Below are 18,916 nucleotides of genomic sequence, written 5' to 3'. Positions count from 1 at the left end.
ATGCTCTAAAATGTTGTTAAAAACTATGTTTCGTATTCGATAACTTGAGCAAAAATGGAATTACTAATAAAGCAAGCGTTATATGCACCAAAAAGATAAGGATAAGAATCGCCCAACCCGCTTCCATATAGATACGGACGTAATTGAACACCAGAACAAAAGGAATGAGGAACAGCATATAGCTCCAGAAATGCGATTGATATGTTGGATATTGGAGAGTGTCGCAATTTCGACATTCTTGCTTTGCTTTAAGGTTGAGCTTGAACATGTCTTTCCAGTTCCACTGGTATCCGCAATTTTGACAGTGAGGCATAGGGTTCATCCTTTCTGGTAACCGTATATACATAGACTTAAAAGATTTAGATGCACATGACTGATTATCCGACCGTTTTGCCGAAGCGTTTTTGTGTGCTCGATAGTTTGTAAAAGAAAGGCATCAGTAGCAAAACAAGCGGTATGTAAATCGGTATAGCAAGGAAAATCCATAGCCAGCTAATTTCGTAATAAGCATGCAGGAAGTTCATGGGAAGGAGAAAAACCATGGAAGTCAAAAAAGTACTCCAGAAATTCGATTTGGCCGATATGTACTGGATTTTATGGCAGTTCGGACATTCTTTCTTGCCTTTCAAACTGAGCTTCATGACATCTTTCCAGCTCCATTTGAAATTACAGTTTTGGCAATGGGGCATAAAATACTTCCTTTCTTCAACGGGTTTTCGACAATTGATTTTTTACCAGATGGGTTTTTGCTTTGTTGAGAGTTTAATTGTATAAGGCATGAAAACAATGGCAACGAGTATATAAGGGGTTGCCAGTGCTATGAAAAGGCCCGTCGAAAACTCAAAGAGAATATTTAATACGATTAAGGTGATTACAGGCAAAAGATACAGTATGTAAGTTTTGAGGCTGAGATCAGGCACGACGTATTGTCGTTCCCCGCAATTCGTACATTTTTTATTGTTTTTGAAGCCGATTTTTAACGTGTCGGCCCAGTTCCACTTAGTTCCGCAGTTTTCGCAATGAGGCATCGTCATGGTCCTTCCGTAGTGAATTTTTACTTGTCTTTTTTTATATACCCTTGATTTCAGAAGTAATCCAAATTATTGGGAATAAATTAAGGAATCCTACCCTTCAAATTGATTTGCCTAACGAAAATAAGTTGATAAAAAAACCACCGCCATTTCTATGTAAAAGAAATGGCGGTGATTTCAAGATTGGAATTATTTTTACTTGTGCCCGTCTTTATCCAAGATGCGCTTTTCAGCGACGAGGTGGGCGAGTTGGTCGTGGAGAAATTCGATTTCTTTGTTCAGCGATTCGTATTGTTCCTGGCTGATCATGACGCCAGCCACTTGTTCGTCGTTGAAGATGTAAACGCCGGTTCCTTCTTGACGGGCCAGTTGGAAAATTTCCAGCGGTGAACGCATCACTTGAGAAATCGGCCGTGTCGGAACATCCAATATTTTCATCATCAGAACCACTCCTTCGCTACTTGCCTAGTATACCTCTTTTATGCGGTTTAAGATGCCTTATGGATAAATAGTTTGTCAATGGGCCAATATATAAGCTGGATTAAGTGTAGTATGACCTTGCTATTGCATGACAATATTCTTAGAATAAAGGTATAAGTTGTAAATGGAGAGGGTGCGAGAGATGAAATTGAATATGGAGCAACGGCGCATTGTGGAAGTGGAGCCGGGCGGGCCGATGTTGGTAAAAGGGGTGGCCGGATCTGGCAAGACAACGGTGGCGATTCGGAGGATTCATTTTTTGATGGATCATTATTGTCACGAGGAAGATGACCAGATTTTATTGGTAACGTATAACAAGACTTTGCTCAATTACATAAAATTTCAATACGAGCGTTTGGCGGATGCGGCTGCAGGAGAGGCGGAGCGGCTGTTTTCATCGAACGCAGAAGTGAAGATCGCGACGATCGATTCACTCATGTACGGGCAATTTATGAAATACTTGCGGCGCACGAACCGCAAGCTGTCCATTGCACCAGCAGAAAAGGAATGGCAAGTACTCACGAAGGCAATCCACGAAGTGAAGAAATCCCATCCGGATGTGAAGCTGTTGACGCCGAAAAACCAAAAGTTCTTGAAAGATGAGGCGGAATGGATTACGGCATGTACGATGACGGATATCGAGACCTACCAATCGGTCGACCGTATCGGGCGGGCTTCTGGAAATAGCGGGACGCCGCAAAAATTATTGAAAAATTCGCCGACCCGTGAAGCGGTGTTTGAAGTAGCGAGATTATACCGTGAATTTCTGGGAAAAGAAGGACTCGTTTCATTCAAGCAAATGAACGAACTGGCGCTTGAGGAAATGAGGCGTTCGAACGGCGGCAAGTATACCCATATCATCATTGACGAAAGCCAGGATTTGACGCGTGTGCAGCTTGAATTCCTGAAAGAGCTGTATAAGGAAAAGACTCATTCTTCGCTGATGTTTGTGGCGGACAATACGCAAAGCATTTACCCGGATTCCTGGCTCGGCAAAGGGCGGCCGTATACGACGATCGGCTATGACATGAGCGGGAAATCACGGACTTTGAGCAAGAACTACCGGACGACGACGGAGATTTCGCAAGCTGCGTTCGATTTGATCGAAGCGGACGAAACCATCCAGTCGAACGTCGATTTCGTCAAGCCGGCACTCATCGACCGGCACGGCCACCCGCCGATTTACCAGTTCTTCATGCAGCCCGAGCAGCAAGTGGCCTTTCTCGCCGCAGAAATCGAGCGGCTGCGAGGCGATTACCGCTTATCGGAAATGTGCATCGTCGCACGCGGCAAACGCTCGGTCGAAAGCGCCGCCGCGGATTTAGCGGCTAAAGGCATTTCGTGCGAGATCCTCCAAAGCAATGAGCCGGATTTTGAATCAGATAAAGTGAAGCTGGTGACGATGCATTCGATCAAAGGCCTGGAATTCAAAGTGATTTTCCTTATCGATTTGAATCAAGGCGTCATTCCGCAGGAGCTTTACGATGATGCCGAAGACCAGAAGACGATCGATTCCGATGAACGCAAGCTATTGTACGTCGGCATGACGCGCGCGAATGAACTCTTGTATATGTCGTCGGTGAAAAAGCCGTCGAAATTCATTAAGGAAATCGACCGCAAGCATTTGCGCCTAAGAAAAGACGCAGCGCTTCGCCCGTTCGAATCCATCAGCATGACCGAGTACCGCTTGGCTGATCAATTGATCGATTTGCATTCCAAAGAGGAATTGACCCGTCAATGGCTCCTCCGTGAACTCCATGAAACCTACAGCTACCCGTATGAGATGATGCAGCTCGAATACCCGGTCCAACAGTTTTCGAAAAAAGGCTATTGTGATATCGCGGTCGAAATTTATGTAGACGGCGTGCCGCGGCCATATATTATCGCTGAAGTGAAACGTTTCGGAACAGGCATCGATGACGCGGTGACTCAATTGAAAAGTTATTTGGAAGCGGATGGCCAGGCGTTCTACGGCATCGCGACGGACGGCTTATCGGTGAAGATCATCGACCGAAAAGGCGAAGAAGTGCAGGACTTGCCGAAATGCCAGCCGCGCTTTTTGCCGGACACGAAGCAGCGCAGCTTATATAAAAACTTGAAGAACGGCCGCGATTACGAGTACGCCCAAGAACCGGGTGCGGACATCGAAGTGCGTGAAGCGGGCGAAGACGTATTGATTCAGGTGCATGAATTGGCGGAAGTGCCGCTCATTGGAAACGTCGCTGCCGGCATTCCTGCGCTTGCTTCTGAAAATTACGAGACCGCGCACAGTTTGCCGCGCGACTGGCTTGTCTCGCCGAAAGACAGTTTCTTGCTGACGGTGACAGGTGACAGCATGATCGGCGCCGGCATCGATAAAGGCGATATGGTCGTCGTCCACCAGCAAAACACGGCATCGAACGGTGACATCGTCATCGCGGTCATCGACGGCGAAGCGACGATGAAAAAGTATATGCCGATGGGCAGCGAGATCTTGCTCGTCGCGGAAAACCCCGAATTTGAACCGATCATGATGCGCAGTGAAGACGTCTACATCAACGGACGGGTCATTGGTGTAATGAAAAAATAGAAGGCATTAAAAAACAGCCCGCGGGCTGTTTTTATTTACAGTGTTGAAGAAGTCTATTAATCAGTTATGAATTAAAATGGGACCATCTTTTCGCCGTTCAAAGTCAATGATCTATCTAAGTATTTGGAGAAGCGTTCGCTCGTAACCCCGTCTGCTCAATAATGCTGCGCATTACTTTCGCAAAGATAAGTTCTTCCGTAGGTTGACCTTATCTTTCCTGTGGATCAGGGAGACGACCGAGACCCCGCAAGACGCGTAGCGGCTGAGGAGGCTTGGGCGCGAGCGATAAGCTTCGTAAAACATGGCTTCTTACTTTTTTCTAGAATCAGTAAAAATAACCCGCGGGCTGTTTTTAAATACTTTCTTTCGTATTCGATAATCTATAGAAGAATGGCCCCATGACTGTACTAAGCGTCATAATAAAGGCGAACGCGGTGATTGCCAAAGGCCAGCTGAAACCGAAATCGGAAGTAAGATAGGAATACAGCAGCACAAATGGCATCATCGTCAAAAACGCCCCGAAGAGATTCCGGCCGCTTTTGACGTATTGGTCTTTTTGGCAATTCGGACAAGGCATGTTTCCTTTCAGGGCAACTTTGATCATATCGCTCCAACTCCATTTAAAACCGCAGTTTTGGCAATTTGGCATGAGAGACTCCTTTCGATTAAAACATCATGTTTTTTTCATCATACTCTTGTTTTTCTTATTTGAGGACCGGTCAAGAAATCTTTTCATCAACCTTCAAATCAGGACACCGCTTTTTCAGCTCGGCAATAAAAGCACCTTGGTTTTCGGGCGAGATTTTCACCGTTCCCAATATTGTTTTGTTGTTGATCAGTTCGAGCGCATCCCGCGACGACAATAGGCGGTAGCCCGTGAAAATATCGCGTGTCGCAGTGACTTTCGAGATGCTGTCGTAAGGGATGCGGCTTCTGAAAGGGCCGGCTTTTACGAGAAGATGATTTTCCAGAAAGACATAGCGGATGGCGAAAGCGATCCACAGAATAAGGGCAGTGGCTACGGAGAAAGTAACCGTGACGATCACGAAAGCTGAAAATGGAGCACCTTCAAAAAATAGCGGAATAAACGAGACTGCAGCGATGATCAGGAGTGCCGACAGGATGAAACGGATAAAAAACGAGTCAATTTTCGAACGAAAAGTCATATATGCTCACCTCTATGCATCTATACGGATGAAAACGCCAAAAGCTTCATTAATTCAGGATCATTTTCTGAAACGAACATTAACGAATGGATGATAAATTAGGCTTAGCAAGAATGAAGGAGAGAGCATATGCTAAAGAAAAACATGAAAATAGCTTTGGTAATTTTTATTGGCTTATCGGTCAAAGATTATTTCTCCCAAGGTGAAATCCATTGGGGAGATAGCCTGCTATTTGCCAGTATGGTATTTGCGATCTATTTATTTTTGGACTGGACGCAAGAACCTTATGATTGGAGCAAGCATAAACGGTAAGCGGCAGCGCCCCTTTCCCTTGCTGGCTAGTACCCCTCTCACTCTCAAACTCAGGCCGGACACTGAATTAACTAGCTTCTCGAAAAAATGGTTTAAGCTCACCTTGTTCTATCTATAGGAATAACTGAGGCAATTCCAATCGACACTAGTTGAAGGAGGAATTTGGATGAGCATGCAGAACATCGAACAACAGGATTTAGTGCGCGACGAGTACGGCAATTACTATAAAGTGCTCGTTTTACATAAAGACGAAGAAACCTTGAAGGCGATCGAAATCTCCAATTTGTATTTCGAGACGTCCTTCCACTATGCGGCGGCTCAAATCGCCGATGCCAATAAGCCGATTGGCGTCTTCTTACAAGAAAAACGCAATGAATTCTTCGTGGATGCCGAAAGCCGCGAACGCCCGGTCTACGGCATTAAAGACTTGATGGTCAACAAAATCGAAGTGTATGCGGTCGATATCAGGCAGCCGCATCCGAAACGCGAAGAAACGGTATGATCTCATAGGCGCCCCGTCTGGATTCCGACAATCCAGACGGGGCGTTTTATCGGTTTTTTAACATTTCCTTAACCTTTTATCATTAGGCTAACAGAAGACAGCGAGGAGAAGAGGGGGACATATATGAAACAGGTCAAAATGGGAATAGGCATAGCCTTGCTCGCAGCGGCGGGGGGAGTGGGCATGTTTACGCAAGAAGCACTTGCCTCAGAAACAGAATACCGGGAACTGGTTAAGCTTCCAGACGGCATCAAAGCGGCCGAGTTTTCCGTTGTGGACAAACAAATCATAGCGGTGCTCGAGAACCAGATGGAAGCGCAGGCAATCGTCAGCTATGACGCAGAGGGCAATGAATTATGGCGCAAGGAGCTAGCAGGAGCCCGTTATGCAATTGACGATCAGTCGTTTGTCATGATATCCGGCAATGAAGTGTCGGTTCATGATTTAGTGGACGGCAAAGAATCAGCATCGTTTGCTCTTCCGGATGGCTTTCGCATGAGCAGTTCTGGGGCGGAGCTCGCGCTCGAGTCGGGACATGTCATCATCACTGGCAATCTCGGGGCGCAAATGCTTGTGCATAAACTCGACGGCCCGCCGGTTGCAGATATAGCGGGGGGCGATTTGCGGCAAGCAGTTATTTCAACTGGGTATTTGATGTATTTTGATGGTTCGGTACTTCATGGATTCTCACTTTTAAAAGGCAAGAATTGGAAGTCGGACAACGTACTGGAACCATACACAGTAAAAGACGGAATCGTCTACTATATAAAAGCGCCGAACGAAGAGCTGGATGCGCCGACACTGGTGGCGCGCTCGCTGGATGAAGCAAAAGTGAAATATGAGAAAGCTTTGCCGGCGTCAGAAGAAGTGAGGCTAGCCGGGGCCGATTCCAACGGGGCGATTGTCGAGTTTGTGGATTCCGAAGAATGGGCTTTTTTAAATGCAAAGGGGGGCGAACGCCTGCGCCAGCCAATTCGCTCGGCATCATTCCGTGCACTTGAGGACCGCTACCGGCCGGTCGTGACTGAATCCTCACTGAGCCATCAGCAGCAAAACGATCATCGCTTACTATTGCTTCAGGAGCAAGGGACAAGTGCGCTCGGCAATTCGTATCATCTCGGTGCTTTGCAAGTGATGGCGCCAAACGGTGGGTTCAATAAAGTGCTGGAGCATTCCGTTGAAGCGGCGGCGCTGTCTCCGTCTGGCGGTGCTGTGGTGCTTGGCGGCGGGAGTTTGAAGTTCTATGATGCAAATGGAAACCAAGTGGCACAGGAGAGCGTGCCTTCAGGCAGTGAACTGCTCACTTCTATAAATGACACCGTATATGTCTATGGCGGCAGCGGCATCGCGGCGTTCAGTGGAGAGCCCGAACCGAAAGCGGCAGCAGTGACGAAAATCAGCGGCGATGATGGCTACGAAACGGCAGCCCTCTTGTCAGAGGCAGTATGGGATTCGGCAGAAACCGTAGTGCTCGCCACAGGTGAAAGTTTTGCGGATGCTTTATCCGGTGCGCCACTGGCCTATTTGGAAGGCGGGCCGTTGCTGTTTACTGAAAAAGGGCGGCTAAACGCCTCGGCGAAAGCGGAAATCGAGCGTCTCGGGGTAAAAAAGGCCATTATTCTTGGCGGTGCGCCGGTCATTTCAGATGCGCAGCTAGAAGCATTGTCTTTGATGAACGTGGAAACCGAGCGGATCGGTGGCGTCAATCGCTATGAAACAGCGGCATTGGTATCGGAACGCATTGATTCTGTGGGCGCTGTCGTTGCGGATGGGGCGACGTTCAAAGATGTCTCGCTGGCTTCAGTCTTCGCGGCGCAGAATCAATACCCAATTCTGCTATCAAAAGGCAACCGCCTGCCGCGCGAGACGACCGAAGCGATGGCGGGACGCAGCGATATCGTGCTTGCTGCTGACCGGTTGTCGATCGAAGCCCGCACAAAAGAAGAAGATGCAAAGCGCCGCATGGCTGTTTTAGCTCCGGCATCGAGTTTCACCGATGCTTTGTCTGCGGCGACTGCTGCAGCGAGACGGAATGCTTCACTGTATTTGGTAGATGATGGCGGCTTGACTGAAGAATTGAAGTGGCAACTTGCGCAGTATGAATCGTTTTTGGTCGTCGATTCGGAAGACTTGATCGATGCAGAAATGGTCCGTTCACTCGAAGCGCTTGTCGATTGAAAGTGCTAGGTTATAATGGAAGCATGACAAGAACGAAAAGGATTTGGCAGGATGAAAAAGCAATTGCTGGCCTGGCTGTGGCCGGCCCTATGGATGGTTCTTATATTTATCTTATCGCATCAACCAGCCGGCGTGTCCGGCGGCATCAGTTCGGAAATCGTCCGGCAAGTGTTCGAAGCCGTGGCATCATTCATCCCGGTGGAGTTCGAAACGCTTCATACCTTATTCCGAAAAAGCGCGCATTTCTTTGCCTATCTTGTGCTGGGGATATTGTTTGCCCGAGCGCTTGAAAAAAACGGAATGGCTTCAGGGCGAGCAGCATTGTGGGCATTCGCCTTAAGTGCGCTGTATGCTGCTTCCGATGAATTCCATCAATTATTCATTCCGGGGCGTAGTGGGGAAATTCGCGATGTCTTGATCGACAGTGCAGGGGCAGCGACAGGTTTGTTATGCTACTGGCTATTCGCGAAAATTAAATGGCAACACGATAAGAAGGCCGAAACCAACTGGTAACGGCCTTTTTAATTTTGGCAAAACGGTGTTTTTGATAGCAGACAACGGGAATAGAACAAGCAGGAGGTGGATACCGATGAAAGATAAGTTGAAAGACAAAGAGGAAAAATTTGCGGTGAGCACCGAATACCGTGAAAACTTAAAACAAACGATCCAGGTATTGCAGGAACAGGTCGAGATTACCAAACAGTTCGAAGACGATCAAGATGTCGACGCAATGAAAGCGAAGCTCGGGGACCTTGTGAAAAAACATGAAGAGCTGGACGAACAATCGCATCGCCTGTCGAAATTGTTGTTGGATCTGTAAAGAATGTACCGCAATGCTCAAAAATGAGCGTTTGCGGTATTTTTTATGGCGTTATATCAGATTAAACACCTATTAAATTTTAATTTATTTCCAAACTATATGTACGAAAACATAATCCCTGCTAAACTTAGGATACTGATTAGAGTGGGGTGTAGTGATGGAAACGTATTTTTTTTATTTCCTTGAAAATATGGCGTTGATTATAGCGATGATGTACCTCGGGTTGAAAGCGCGCGAGTATGTCGTGCCAACCATTGCAAATTCGCGAAAAGCACCCTTGTTGAATGGGTTTTTAATGGGAGTATTGGCGTTTGTCATCATGTACAATCCCCTTATTCATGAAGGCATGCGAGTCGACCTTCGTGAAGCGCCCTTGTATTTCATCGCTTTTGTTGGAGGCTGGCTGCCTGGTATTGTGGCCTTGATTATCCCGGCGATTTACAGAGTGATGATGGAAGGCCCGACCGTTTTGCAAGGCATTTCGCAAGGGATCCTGCTGCCTGTGTTGATTGGCAGCCTGTTCCATGACTGGAAAAATTACCGGCCGCCTTATGCGCTGGTGAGCATTAAACGCATGATGCTCGGCTTTATGGTATTTGAAGTGATTAAATCTGTGTGGATGGCGTGGTCAACTCCAGCGACTGCCAGTATGGCAATTATCATGGCTTTGATGGGGGCGATTGGCGTATTGGCGATGGGCTGGATTCTCAACGATACACACCGCAACATCATCCGCTGGAAAGCGCTCGAACACGACTCGACGCATGACGCCTTGACGGGTTTGCCGAATCTTCGGTTTTTCCATGAACAGGTACGTGAATTAAAGTATCGCGGTGTTCCGATGGCGATTGTCATGATGGACGTCGATCATTTCAAGAATTACAACGATACGCATGGCCATCCGGCAGGAGACTGTGTGCTGCGGTCGATCGGCCGGCTGATGGAAGAAATCGCGAGGCCCGAAGATGTCATCGCCCGCTACGGAGGTGAAGAATTCATCTTGTGCTTCACGGGGGTGTCGACTGAACAGCAGGCATTCGAACTGGCAGATGGCTTGCGCGAACGCATCGAGAACTATGAGTTTTACGGTGCTGACAAACAGCCGGGCGGGCGTTTAACGGTCTCGCTTGGAGCTGCGATTTCAGCAACAGAGCAGCCGCTTGATGTATTGATCGAACAGGCGGACCGTGCGCTTTACCAATCGAAAAAATCCGGCCGCAATAAAGTTTCGGTCGCATCGATTAAAACCGGTGCCGAACTGAAGACGAGACAACAAGTGAACGCCTAACACTTAGTGATTTTGAAAGACGTGAAGCAAATTTGCTGCCAAAAAAACGCTATCCCAATTGTAATGGGATAGCGTTTTTTTAACCTTTGGCCGATTTGTATTCGTTATACCACGGGACAACACTGCGGTCGACGTATTGGTGGAAAAACCATTCGCCTGCCGACAGCACCAATGCGCTGACGAGTGCAGGGGCGACCATGGAAGCGAGTTCGCCGGTCAACAGCCAGCCAATCAGCAAAATGACAGCCAGTGCCATGATAAAATCAGCAAATGTAGCTAGCGTATTGCGGGTTGATTGGTGGGTCGGTTTTCCTGCATTCAAGAAGATGAGCAAATCGCCGATTGCATAAGATAAAGCAGTAAGCGCGAGGCTGATCATCAAAGTATTCATGAAGCTGACATCGAATGCCCATGTCAGGATAACCAGCAAGACAAGTGTAATAATGACGAATTTAATGGCGAGTGCAATAAGATGTTTCACGGAATCCCCCCTTTTTAATTGGAATGAGCTATAAAAACCTTTACCCGTTTCAATAGAAGGATATGCGTGCTTTTTTTATTGGGAATAAAAGAGTGGGCAAAAAAACACAAAAATATTCAAAAAATGGAAGAAAAGAATCACCATTATGGTAATATTATGAGAAAAAGAGAAAAGGGCGTTTTGTGATTGGAAAAATTGAAATCAGCCGGAAAATTCCTCCTTAACCAGTGGGATTATGCTTTATTTGTCTTATTATTGCTTGGAAAAGTGTATTATTTTTCAAATGTAAGCGGCACCTTGTTTACGACGCTTGAGCCGTTCGCGTACGTTCAACAATTCTTTTCGTGGCTCTTTGGGGGAGAGAGCAAAGGAATCTTTGAAGGAGTAATGCTGATCAGCGTCGGAACGATCCTGCTTGGTACGTTTTGGCTGTTGCTGTTGCATGGCCGAAAACGGTTGTTTTGGATGGCCATCACCAACCTGGTGCTGAGTTTCATCATTTTAGCGGATACTTTGTATTTCCGTTATTTCGAAGACATCATTTCTGTAACGGTGTTGATGCAAATGCGCCAAGTGGGCGATGTTGGGGAAAGCATTTTTGCCTTGTTCCGCTTAAGTGATGCACTGTTACTGGCAGATGTACTGCTGATGGCAATCCTTTGGTTGTTCATCAGCCGGAAAAAAACGGCTGCTACGAAACCGTCGGGCTTTGCGAAAGTCGGGACGGCGTTATTGGTGCTCGTGCTCGGTTGGCAATTGACAGCGGTGCCATTCAATAAATCGATGGAAGACGGCGGTGCGTGGCAGTTCAATAAATTGATTTCGAATATGCGGGTGTATAATTTCACCGGTTTGCTCGGCTTCCACAGTGCCAATATCACACGCTATATCGACGATAATTTCATCAACCGGAAAGTGTATAGCGAAGATGAAATCTCAGCGACTCAGGATTGGTTTGACGGGCGCAATGCCGAGCGCATGCCAGGTCCATATTCCGGCATGGCGGAAGGCAAGAATGTTATCGTTCTGCAAGTGGAAGCGCTGCAGAATTTCGTTCTGAACCGTGAAGTGAATGGGCAAGAGATCACGCCGAACTTGAACCGTTTGGCGAGGGAAAATCTCTATTTCCCGAACTTCTATGAACAAACGGCGCTTGGCCGGACTTCAGATGCCGAGTTTCTATTGAACACTTCCTTATATCCGACTGCTGCAGGTTCCGCTTATATGCTCTATGCGGAAAACCAGTTCGATGCCTTGCCTTCAATATTGAAAGAACAAGGCTATGGAACAAGCGTCTTTCATCCATACAAACCTAGTTTTTGGAACCGTTACATCATTTATCCTCAACTCGGCATCGACCGTTTTTATTCGGAAGGGGATTTTGAGGAAGCAGAAATTATCGGCTGGGCGATCAATGACGAAGCCTTGCTTGATCAATCACTAGAGAAAATGGAAACATTTACGGAGCCGTTTTATTCACATATTGTCACTTTAACGAGCCATCACCCGTTTGAGATGCCAGAACATCTGCAATTTCTCGATACAGAAGGCCAATACGATGGCTACCACGATCGTCATTTTAATAATTACTTGCAGTCGATTCATTATGTTGACCGGGCGATCGGCAAATTTGTGGATGGCCTCGAGCAAAAAGGCATACTGGATGATACCATGCTGGTAATTTACGGGGACCATAGCACGGGGATGAGTGGGAATACAGAAGCGTTTGTGGAATTTACAGAGGCTGATGATCCGCTGAGCTATTTTGAGACGAATAAAAACGTGCCGCTCATTCTTCAGATTCCTGGAGCTGAACCGAAAACTTTCAATCAAGTGGCAAGCCAGCTCGATCTCGCTCCAAGTTTACTCGATGTACTTGGCGGTGACCCAGCCGAGCATTATTTTGTCGGCAGCAATATGTGGAATGCACAAGACGCCCAAGCGACATTCCGCAATGGCTCGTTCATCACCAATGAACTCAGTTTTATCGCAAGTTCGGATGGGTTATACGACAATGGCAGCTGTTTCGAGAGAGCAACCGGTGAAGCGCTTGATGTCGAAGCGTGCAAAGAAGTTTTCAAAATTGGCTTGGAAGAACTCCGGAAGTCCGATGACGTGCTAAGCGGCAATATGATTAAAAAATTCAACAGTCAACCATAAGCAAAATTCACCAACTCACCGGATAGGAGCGGTACACTAGATGTGTTGTATCCATTCGAGAAAGGGAGTTTTTGCATGAACTATAATTTTGATGAAGCGGTCGAACGCCGCGGGACCTATTCACTGAAATGGGACGGGGCGGAGTTGATTAAGCAATTCGGCATCACCGATCGCTACGATGACGAGACGATTCCGCTGTTCACGGCGGATATGGACTTGCCGGTCGCACAGCCGATTGTCGATGCGCTCCATAAAACGGTTGACCACCGCATATTCGGTTACACGATTTTGCCCGATACGTATTTCGAGGCCATCCAACAATACTTCCACAAGCGCTATGACTGGTCGATCGCCAAAGAACACATCGTTTTCAGCCCAGGAACGGTGCACGCTTTGAATATCGCTGTAAAAGCCTTGACCGAAGCGGGGGACGGTGTCATTATCCAGCGGCCGGTTTATCCGCCATTTACCTCCGCTGTCGAAGGAAACGGGCGCGTCGTGAAAAACAACGCACTCGTCATGGATGAAGATGGCCATTACTCGATCAACTTCGAAGAATTCGAGGAGCTCGCGAAAGACGAAGATACGAAATTATTCATTCATTGCCATCCGCACAATCCGACAGGGCGCGTGTTCACGCCAGAAGAATCGAATCAGCTTGCGGACATCTGTAAGCGCCATAATGTGACGATCATCGCCGATGAAATCCACGGCGACTTGGTGCGCAGCGGACAAACTTTCACACCGATGGTTCTGGCAGCAGATGAGACCGACCACATCATCACGTGCACGGCCATCAACAAAACTTTCAACGTGGCGGGGCTGCATTGCACGAATGTCATCATCGAAAACGAAGCCTTGCGTGAGAAATTCACTGTGGAACTCGGCATGCAATTGCCGACGCCGTTTACAGTCGCAGCACTCATCGCTGCTTATACAGAAGGCGACGACTGGCTCGGGCAAGTGAATGAATACCTTGACGGCACGCTCGAATGGATGAAAGACTTCCTGGCTGAGCGCATGCCGAAAGTGAAAGTGCGCATTCCGGAAGGGACTTACGTCATGTGGCTCGATTTCCGCGGCTACGGGCTCGAGGACAAGGAAATCCATGAACGCATCTATAATAAAGCGAATGTCATTTTGGAGGACGGTACGATGTTCGGTCCTGAAGGCGCAGGGTTTCAGCGCATCTGCATCCCATCGCCGCGCCCGCTTATCCAACAAGCAATGGAACGAATCGCTAAGGAATTCGAAGATGTGAACTAATGTTTTTTTCGCGCCGTTTCAGGGAAAGCTAAAATGAGACGGAAAACGAAAGGACGTGCCTGCATGGCTTTGAAAGCAATATTTCTTAATTGTTCTTTGAAGAGTTCAGAAGACGAATCCAATACTGAAGGATTCATGAAGGATGTTCAAACACATTACAAAAAACTCGGTGTCGAGTCGGAAATCATCCGTTTGGCAGATTACTACATCGCTTACGGCGTGGAGGAAGACATGGAAGATGGCGACGAATGGCCGGAGATTCTGGAAAAAGTGAAAGATGCTGATATCCTGATCATCGGGACGCCAATCTGGCTGGGCGAAAAAAGTTCGCTTGCCACACAAGCTATCGAACGTTTATATGGATCGAGCAGCGTAACCAATGATAAAGGCCAGGCGATTTTCTATAATAAAGTCGGCGGCGCCGTCATTACTGGCAATGAAGACGGGGCGAAGCATTCAGCAGCCTCCCTCTTGTACGGCTTGTCGCATATCGGATTTGTCATCCCGCCGAATGTGGATGCGTATTGGGTCGGGGAAGCCGGTCCAGGGCCATCGTATTTGGAAGCGGGGCATGGCAACGACTTCTCCAAATCAGCGATCCAGCGCTTAGCGTATAATACGTACCATTTAGCGAATATGCTGAAAGAGAACCCGATTCCAGCAGAAGGCAATACATTGTAAAACAGAGCCCTTTCTCTTTTTTGAGAAGGGGTTTTTGTATTGGGAAGTGGGGGGACAGATACATATAAATGTTGGAGACTCTGTTTCAGGACGCGTTTTACAGTACAATGAAAGTTTATAGTGGAATTTTTCTGGCGTGGAGATTCCGTTGCAAGGGGCACGCTTGGGGCCCGCAGGATGCGGGTCATGCAGCTGAAGCGACAGGACGTCGCGTTTTCAGCTGCCCGGGTTGGTGGGGGCGTCGAGCCAATGTGCCGCAAAAAGCGCGTCACATTTGTCTCGCCAGTCCCACTCAGTCCCCCAGGCGTCACCGCCATCCGCTTCATCTCTAGTTTTAAAGGAGTAAAGCAAATGCGCGTTCATTTATAGCAAATGTGTAAATGAATATTAGCCAAGATTTGATATATAGTCGATTTTCTAAGGGGGAAGTTCATGAAGACTTTAGCAGGTTTTATTATTTTGATGGGCATCATCTTATTGTTTGCAGATGCTGAGCTGCTCGCTCCTTTGGAGGGATTTGCGGTTTACTTCATTGTCGGCGGGTTGGTGGTGTTGGCCATTGCGCAGCTTGTGGGGAATCGCGAGAAGCATTGGCTATGCCGGATCGGATTTCATGATTTCGAGCGCCAAGAACGGGTCGAAGAAGTTCCGGCTATGCGCTGGTATCGCTGCAAACGCTGCGGTAAGGAAAAGCGTGCGGCATCGATCGCCTGATCCTTGCATAAGAAAAAGCCAGGAATTTGGGTTCCTGGCTTTTTGGTGGTTAAAATTTGAATGCTTCGCCGTCTTGCGGGACGTGTAATTTTTCGGAAAAGCCTTGTTCGTCTGCAAAAGCTTTTAGGTCTTTGCGCGATAAGGCCCAGTGGTTGACGGCTTCCATATGGCTCGCGATCAATGTCGCTTGCGGCGCCGCTTTATGCGTTTGTAGGACATCTTCTTTGCCCATGACGAGCGAGCCGCCTTCTAGGAATTGATTGTCGCCTGCGTTCAGCACGATAATCTCTGGCTGATGCAAGTCAATTTCTTTTTGAACGCCTTCATACCACACGGTGTCGCCTGCGATATAAAGTGTTTTTTCGTCTTCGTGTTTAAAGACAACGCCGCATACTAGCCCGGCCATTTTCAGGATTTCACCACGGCCGTGCTCGCCTTGTGTCTTAATCAAGCGAATGCCTTCGAAGCTTGTGTCTTCACCAAGAACGGTGACGTTCGTGAAGCCATCGTTGCGGAGCACTTGTGCATCTTCCTCGTTTTGGCTGAAGAGTGGCAAGTGTTTTGGCAAGAATTCTTTGGCCGCTTCATCGTAATGATCCATATGAAGGTGCGTGATAATGAGCGCATCAATTCCTTCGATGAGCTGTTCTTTTGAAACCGGTAATTCCGATAAAGGATTGTTTTGATCTTGTCTTGCGGAATTCGGGAATGGCGGATAGCTTCCTTTATCGCCGAGAAACGGGTCGACGAGGAAATGCTTGCCTGCGTATTGGATGCGTAAAGTAGCGTTGCGGATCTGTTCGATTTTCATGATTCGAACTCCTTTCATGAGGTGTGACCCTAGTATATACTGTAACTCACTATAGAGACGATGGCCTCGTGAAGGTCTTTTGGCGTTTTCACTTGATTAATGAAAGGAATTGACCTGGCAATGGATCCGACAGATCAACTTATCTTGCGTGAACTTTCCCAAAGCGGCCGTATGACGATGAAAGAGCTTGGCGAAAAAGTGCATTTGACCGGGCAAGCGACCGCTGCACGCGTCTTGAAACTAGAGGAAGCGGGAATTATCGATGGCTATACGATCAGGGTACCGAAAGAAAAAATCGGTTATCCCGTACATGCTTTTGTCACGGCCATTATGCACGAACCCCGTCACCAGAAGTTTCTCGACGACTTAAACAGCCGGACAGAAACTGTCAGCCGTTATTTCAAGACCAGCGGCGAAGGCTGTTATTTGATTGAATGCCATTTCCCAACGCATCAACAACTGGACGAGTTCCTCAACGATATCAACGAGTTCGCGAGCTACAAAGTCACCATTGCCATCCAGCAATACGGGCAATGATTTATACATACAAAAAGCCGTGCAGCAAAAACTGCACGGCTTTTTTCTCTAGTTATTTCTTGCCGATCGCCAAGGCGAACTGCAAGTACATCATGCCGTTGCGCGCTTTTTGGCACATGGCGAGTGTCATGCGCTCAAGCTCGGCTTCCGTAATATGGTGGCTTTGTGCACGGGCATTGTCCTTTTCGAAAGGCTCCGCTTTTTCGACCACTTGCAAATAGCTATTGTCGATGCGGTTGCGGATGTGCAAGGCTTTTTTCACGAACAGGCTTTGCTCGTCCGATTTCTCATAGCCGTACACTTCTTTCGACTGCCAGTACAATGCTTTCAAGGCATCGTTTTTCGTGTTCTGGACAAATGGCTTGAGCGGCTTTTTCAAGTCTTCTTCCTCGAACCAAATGCGTTGGAAATTGACGCGTGGCTCTTCGACGCCGAGCTGCATCGTCTGGTTCAATAACAGCGCCATTTTGTCGAAGAGAGAATAGGCTTGGCGGTAAACTTGCTTCAAATCTTCATGGCGTTTCGTATAGCGCGTATTGTCGCCATCCATCTTATGGTCGTCCGCGACTTCGTCACTGTTCGTGGCGATGTAGAGAGAACGACGCATTGCCGTGAATTCATGCGTCAACGAGTCCAGGAAATTGCCGAGGAACGCGTTGTTCTGGATGCGCAGTGGAAGATCGCGCTTCGCCATCGTGTCCGGCTCGATATCATTGCCGCTGTTAAGGAATAATTGCTGCTCGGCACACCAGTTGAGGTAGCGCTGTTCGTCGGCAGCTGGTTCAGGCTGCTGGGCAAGTTTCACGGGATCCACATCGCCAAGCTGATCGATCATGTTCCCAGCAAGTTTGATGCGTTCGTCGTAAAGGGCTTGGCCTTTTTCATCTTTGATGTCGGTTTTGGCCGTCTTGAATAAATCGAGCGCTTTTTCAAGTGCGCCAAGACGTTCGGCTTTGACGGGCAGGAAAGTCGAATAGAAAATCAAGGTCCAGCCGAATTCGCCGTTCAATCGCTGGTAAGACGGATCGTTTTCATCTTTGACCATTTCTTTCAGGACTGCTTGCGCATCGATCGAGCGTCCGGTGTGGACAAGCGTTTCCGCATAGTTCAAGCACACCTGGTTCCAGACATTCGACGGAATGCGGCCACGGTACGATTCGATCGTATTGTCGTATAGATACAATTGCCGTTGTTTCAAGTCGGAGTTCCAGTCTTTTTTCAGCTGGTGCTGGATCGATAGATAACTGGTCTCAAGCAGCACGGCGAGCGGATATGCTGCTTTCCCTTGCAAGCGCTCCTTTAAATGATTGATCATGGCATTGATGCGGCCAGGGAAAGCTTCGGCTTTCGCTTGCTGCATTTCCTGCAGGAGCTGGTGGGTCGCTCCGTAAATTTCTTTTATTTCAAATTGCCCTAAATCATCAGCTAGAGCGATGTCGCTTAAAGTTGCCATCCTAGTTCCTCCTTGATGCGTTTTGATGTGTCTTTCTCTATTCTAAGGGAAAAATGTCCATTGGTCACCCCACGGCAGGAAATTGGCAGAAAATATGGAATACAGGAGACAAAGCGAAAGGGGAGGATGGGTATGGCGGAATCCAAGGAGCCGTTCATCTGGCTGCCGGTCATCGAAGAAGATCAAGTAACTGATTTTCAGGCTCAGGGGAGCGGCGTGAACATCAAACAATTCAAGATGGCATCCGAAACTGAAAGCCGCGGGCACGCACCGATTTCCCGTGACAAATTGGAAGAGATGGTACGTGGTTTCGAAGGCTATGAAGTGGAGACAATCGAATTGAACGTAGTGGGGGCAGTCGAGACAGGCGGCCTATTGCAGTTCATTGTCGCCGGCAAAGCCGAAGCTGGAATGACGGTGACATTGAAGAAGAAAGGGAGCAGCGGGAAATCAGGGGGATGATGGTG

24 protein-coding genes are annotated in these 18,916 nt (G+C 47.8%); 15 read left to right on the top strand and 9 right to left on the bottom strand.

The window, feature by feature from the left end; all coding sequences use genetic code 11:
* Positions 1–16: 16 nt before the first annotated feature.
* Entirely contained in the window at positions 17–313 is a 297-nt protein-coding gene (locus G3255_RS20410) for a TIGR04104 family putative zinc finger protein (protein ID WP_211654804.1), read from the bottom strand.
* Between the two features lie 64 nt (positions 314–377).
* Positions 378–641, bottom strand: a complete 264-nt coding sequence (locus G3255_RS20405) for a hypothetical protein (RefSeq protein ID WP_442757092.1) — start codon at positions 639–641, stop codon at positions 378–380.
* Here G3255_RS20405 and G3255_RS20080 point away from each other — a divergent pair.
* Positions 541–774 carry a hypothetical protein gene (locus G3255_RS20080; RefSeq protein ID WP_249222120.1) on the top strand — a complete coding sequence of 78 codons (234 nt, stop codon included), beginning with the start codon at positions 541–543 and terminating at the stop codon, positions 772–774. The genes G3255_RS20405 and G3255_RS20080 overlap by 101 nt on opposite strands.
* Here G3255_RS20080 and G3255_RS20400 read toward each other — a convergent pair.
* Both G3255_RS20400 and G3255_RS12710 read right to left on the bottom strand, forming a co-directional pair.
* Complete coding sequence (locus G3255_RS20400) at positions 732–1,028, bottom strand: TIGR04104 family putative zinc finger protein (protein ID WP_211654802.1); 297 nt, start codon at positions 1,026–1,028, stop codon at positions 732–734. The two genes, G3255_RS20080 and G3255_RS20400, sit on opposite strands and share 43 nt — an antisense overlap.
* Positions 1,029–1,226: 198 nt before the next feature.
* A complete protein-coding gene (locus tag G3255_RS12710; protein ID WP_211654801.1) occupies positions 1,227–1,472 on the bottom strand; it encodes a hypothetical protein in 246 nt (81 codons plus the stop codon).
* A gap of 181 nt (positions 1,473–1,653) precedes the next feature.
* On the opposite strand from G3255_RS12710, the gene lexA reads away from it, so the two are divergent.
* Positions 1,654–4,080, top strand: coding sequence for a transcriptional repressor LexA (lexA, locus tag G3255_RS12705; protein WP_211654800.1), 2,427 nt, complete (start codon positions 1,654–1,656; stop codon positions 4,078–4,080).
* 352 nt (positions 4,081–4,432) lie between these two features.
* On the opposite strand, the gene G3255_RS12700 is transcribed toward lexA, so the two are convergent.
* Together G3255_RS12700 and G3255_RS12695 are read right to left on the bottom strand one after the other, a co-directional pair.
* Positions 4,433–4,729 (bottom strand): TIGR04104 family putative zinc finger protein, encoded by a 297-nt coding sequence (locus tag G3255_RS12700; RefSeq protein WP_211654799.1) that lies wholly within the window; start codon positions 4,727–4,729, stop codon positions 4,433–4,435.
* Between the two features lie 70 nt (positions 4,730–4,799).
* Positions 4,800–5,246, bottom strand: a complete 447-nt coding sequence (locus tag G3255_RS12695) for a PH domain-containing protein (RefSeq protein ID WP_211654798.1) — start codon at positions 5,244–5,246, stop codon at positions 4,800–4,802.
* A gap of 129 nt (positions 5,247–5,375) precedes the next feature.
* Here G3255_RS12695 and G3255_RS12690 point away from each other — a divergent pair, with 129 nt between their 5' ends.
* The 6 genes from G3255_RS12690 to G3255_RS12665 all read left to right on the top strand — a co-directional run bounded on the left by G3255_RS12690 (position 5,376) and on the right by G3255_RS12665 (position 10,346).
* A complete protein-coding gene (locus tag G3255_RS12690; protein WP_211654797.1) occupies positions 5,376–5,558 on the top strand; it encodes a hypothetical protein in 183 nt (60 codons plus the stop codon).
* A 166-nt stretch (positions 5,559–5,724) separates the two neighbouring features.
* Positions 5,725–6,060, top strand: coding sequence for a hypothetical protein (locus tag G3255_RS12685; protein ID WP_211654796.1), 336 nt, complete (start codon positions 5,725–5,727; stop codon positions 6,058–6,060).
* Between the two features lie 123 nt (positions 6,061–6,183).
* Complete coding sequence (locus tag G3255_RS12680) at positions 6,184–8,238, top strand: cell wall-binding repeat-containing protein (RefSeq protein ID WP_211654795.1); 2,055 nt, start codon at positions 6,184–6,186, stop codon at positions 8,236–8,238.
* Positions 8,239–8,289: 51 nt separating this feature from the next.
* Positions 8,290–8,751 (top strand): VanZ family protein, encoded by a 462-nt coding sequence (locus G3255_RS12675; protein WP_211654794.1) that lies wholly within the window; start codon positions 8,290–8,292, stop codon positions 8,749–8,751.
* 76 nt (positions 8,752–8,827) lie between these two features.
* Positions 8,828–9,058: a hypothetical protein gene (locus G3255_RS12670; protein ID WP_211654793.1), complete on the top strand. Its 231-nt coding sequence runs from the start codon at positions 8,828–8,830 to the stop codon at positions 9,056–9,058.
* Between the two features lie 157 nt (positions 9,059–9,215).
* On the top strand, positions 9,216–10,346 hold the full coding sequence (locus G3255_RS12665) for a GGDEF domain-containing protein (protein WP_211654792.1): 1,131 nt from the start codon (positions 9,216–9,218) through the stop codon (positions 10,344–10,346).
* A gap of 79 nt (positions 10,347–10,425) precedes the next feature.
* Here G3255_RS12665 and G3255_RS12660 read toward each other — a convergent pair whose 3' ends face one another.
* Positions 10,426–10,827 carry a DUF2512 family protein gene (locus G3255_RS12660; RefSeq protein WP_211654791.1) on the bottom strand — a complete coding sequence of 134 codons (402 nt, stop codon included), beginning with the start codon at positions 10,825–10,827 and terminating at the stop codon, positions 10,426–10,428.
* Positions 10,828–11,013: 186 nt separating this feature from the next.
* On the opposite strand from G3255_RS12660, the gene G3255_RS12655 reads away from it, so the two are divergent.
* From G3255_RS12655 to G3255_RS12635, 5 genes are all read left to right on the top strand, one after another.
* Complete coding sequence (locus tag G3255_RS12655; protein ID WP_211654790.1) at positions 11,014–12,987, top strand: LTA synthase family protein; 1,974 nt, start codon at positions 11,014–11,016, stop codon at positions 12,985–12,987.
* 75 nt (positions 12,988–13,062) lie between these two features.
* Complete coding sequence (locus G3255_RS12650) at positions 13,063–14,253, top strand: MalY/PatB family protein (protein ID WP_211654789.1); 1,191 nt, start codon at positions 13,063–13,065, stop codon at positions 14,251–14,253.
* 63 nt (positions 14,254–14,316) lie between these two features.
* The gene (locus tag G3255_RS12645; RefSeq protein WP_283092921.1) at positions 14,317–14,934 is read left to right on the top strand and encodes a flavodoxin family protein; all 618 of its coding nucleotides are present in this window, start codon (positions 14,317–14,319) and stop codon (positions 14,932–14,934) included.
* Positions 14,935–15,120: 186 nt separating this feature from the next.
* Positions 15,121–15,303 carry a hypothetical protein gene (locus G3255_RS12640; RefSeq protein WP_211654788.1) on the top strand — a complete coding sequence of 61 codons (183 nt, stop codon included), beginning with the start codon at positions 15,121–15,123 and terminating at the stop codon, positions 15,301–15,303.
* A 63-nt stretch (positions 15,304–15,366) separates the two neighbouring features.
* Positions 15,367–15,648 carry a hypothetical protein gene (locus G3255_RS12635; RefSeq protein ID WP_211654787.1) on the top strand — a complete coding sequence of 94 codons (282 nt, stop codon included), beginning with the start codon at positions 15,367–15,369 and terminating at the stop codon, positions 15,646–15,648.
* Between the two features lie 49 nt (positions 15,649–15,697).
* Here the strand turns inward: G3255_RS12635 and G3255_RS12630 are convergent, their stop codons facing one another.
* On the bottom strand, positions 15,698–16,459 hold the full coding sequence (locus G3255_RS12630; RefSeq protein WP_211654786.1) for an MBL fold metallo-hydrolase: 762 nt from the start codon (positions 16,457–16,459) through the stop codon (positions 15,698–15,700).
* Positions 16,460–16,579: 120 nt separating this feature from the next.
* Between G3255_RS12630 and G3255_RS12625 the strand changes: the two genes are divergently transcribed.
* Entirely contained in the window at positions 16,580–16,996 is a 417-nt protein-coding gene (locus G3255_RS12625) for an Lrp/AsnC family transcriptional regulator (protein WP_211654785.1), read from the top strand.
* A 52-nt stretch (positions 16,997–17,048) separates the two neighbouring features.
* Here the strand turns inward: G3255_RS12625 and G3255_RS12620 are convergent, their stop codons facing one another.
* Complete coding sequence (locus G3255_RS12620; RefSeq protein ID WP_211654784.1) at positions 17,049–18,449, bottom strand: LA2681 family HEPN domain-containing protein; 1,401 nt, start codon at positions 18,447–18,449, stop codon at positions 17,049–17,051.
* Between the two features lie 132 nt (positions 18,450–18,581).
* On the opposite strand from G3255_RS12620, the gene G3255_RS12615 reads away from it, so the two are divergent.
* Positions 18,582–18,911 carry a hypothetical protein gene (locus G3255_RS12615; protein ID WP_211654783.1) on the top strand — a complete coding sequence of 110 codons (330 nt, stop codon included), beginning with the start codon at positions 18,582–18,584 and terminating at the stop codon, positions 18,909–18,911.
* The last annotated feature ends 5 nt before the right edge of the window (positions 18,912–18,916 follow it).

The organism is Planococcus sp. MSAK28401, from assembly GCF_018283455.1.
Taxonomy (GTDB): Bacteria; Bacillota; Bacilli; order Bacillales_A; family Planococcaceae; genus Planococcus; species Planococcus alpniumensis.
This window is presented reverse-complemented; position numbering and strand designations above follow the sequence as displayed.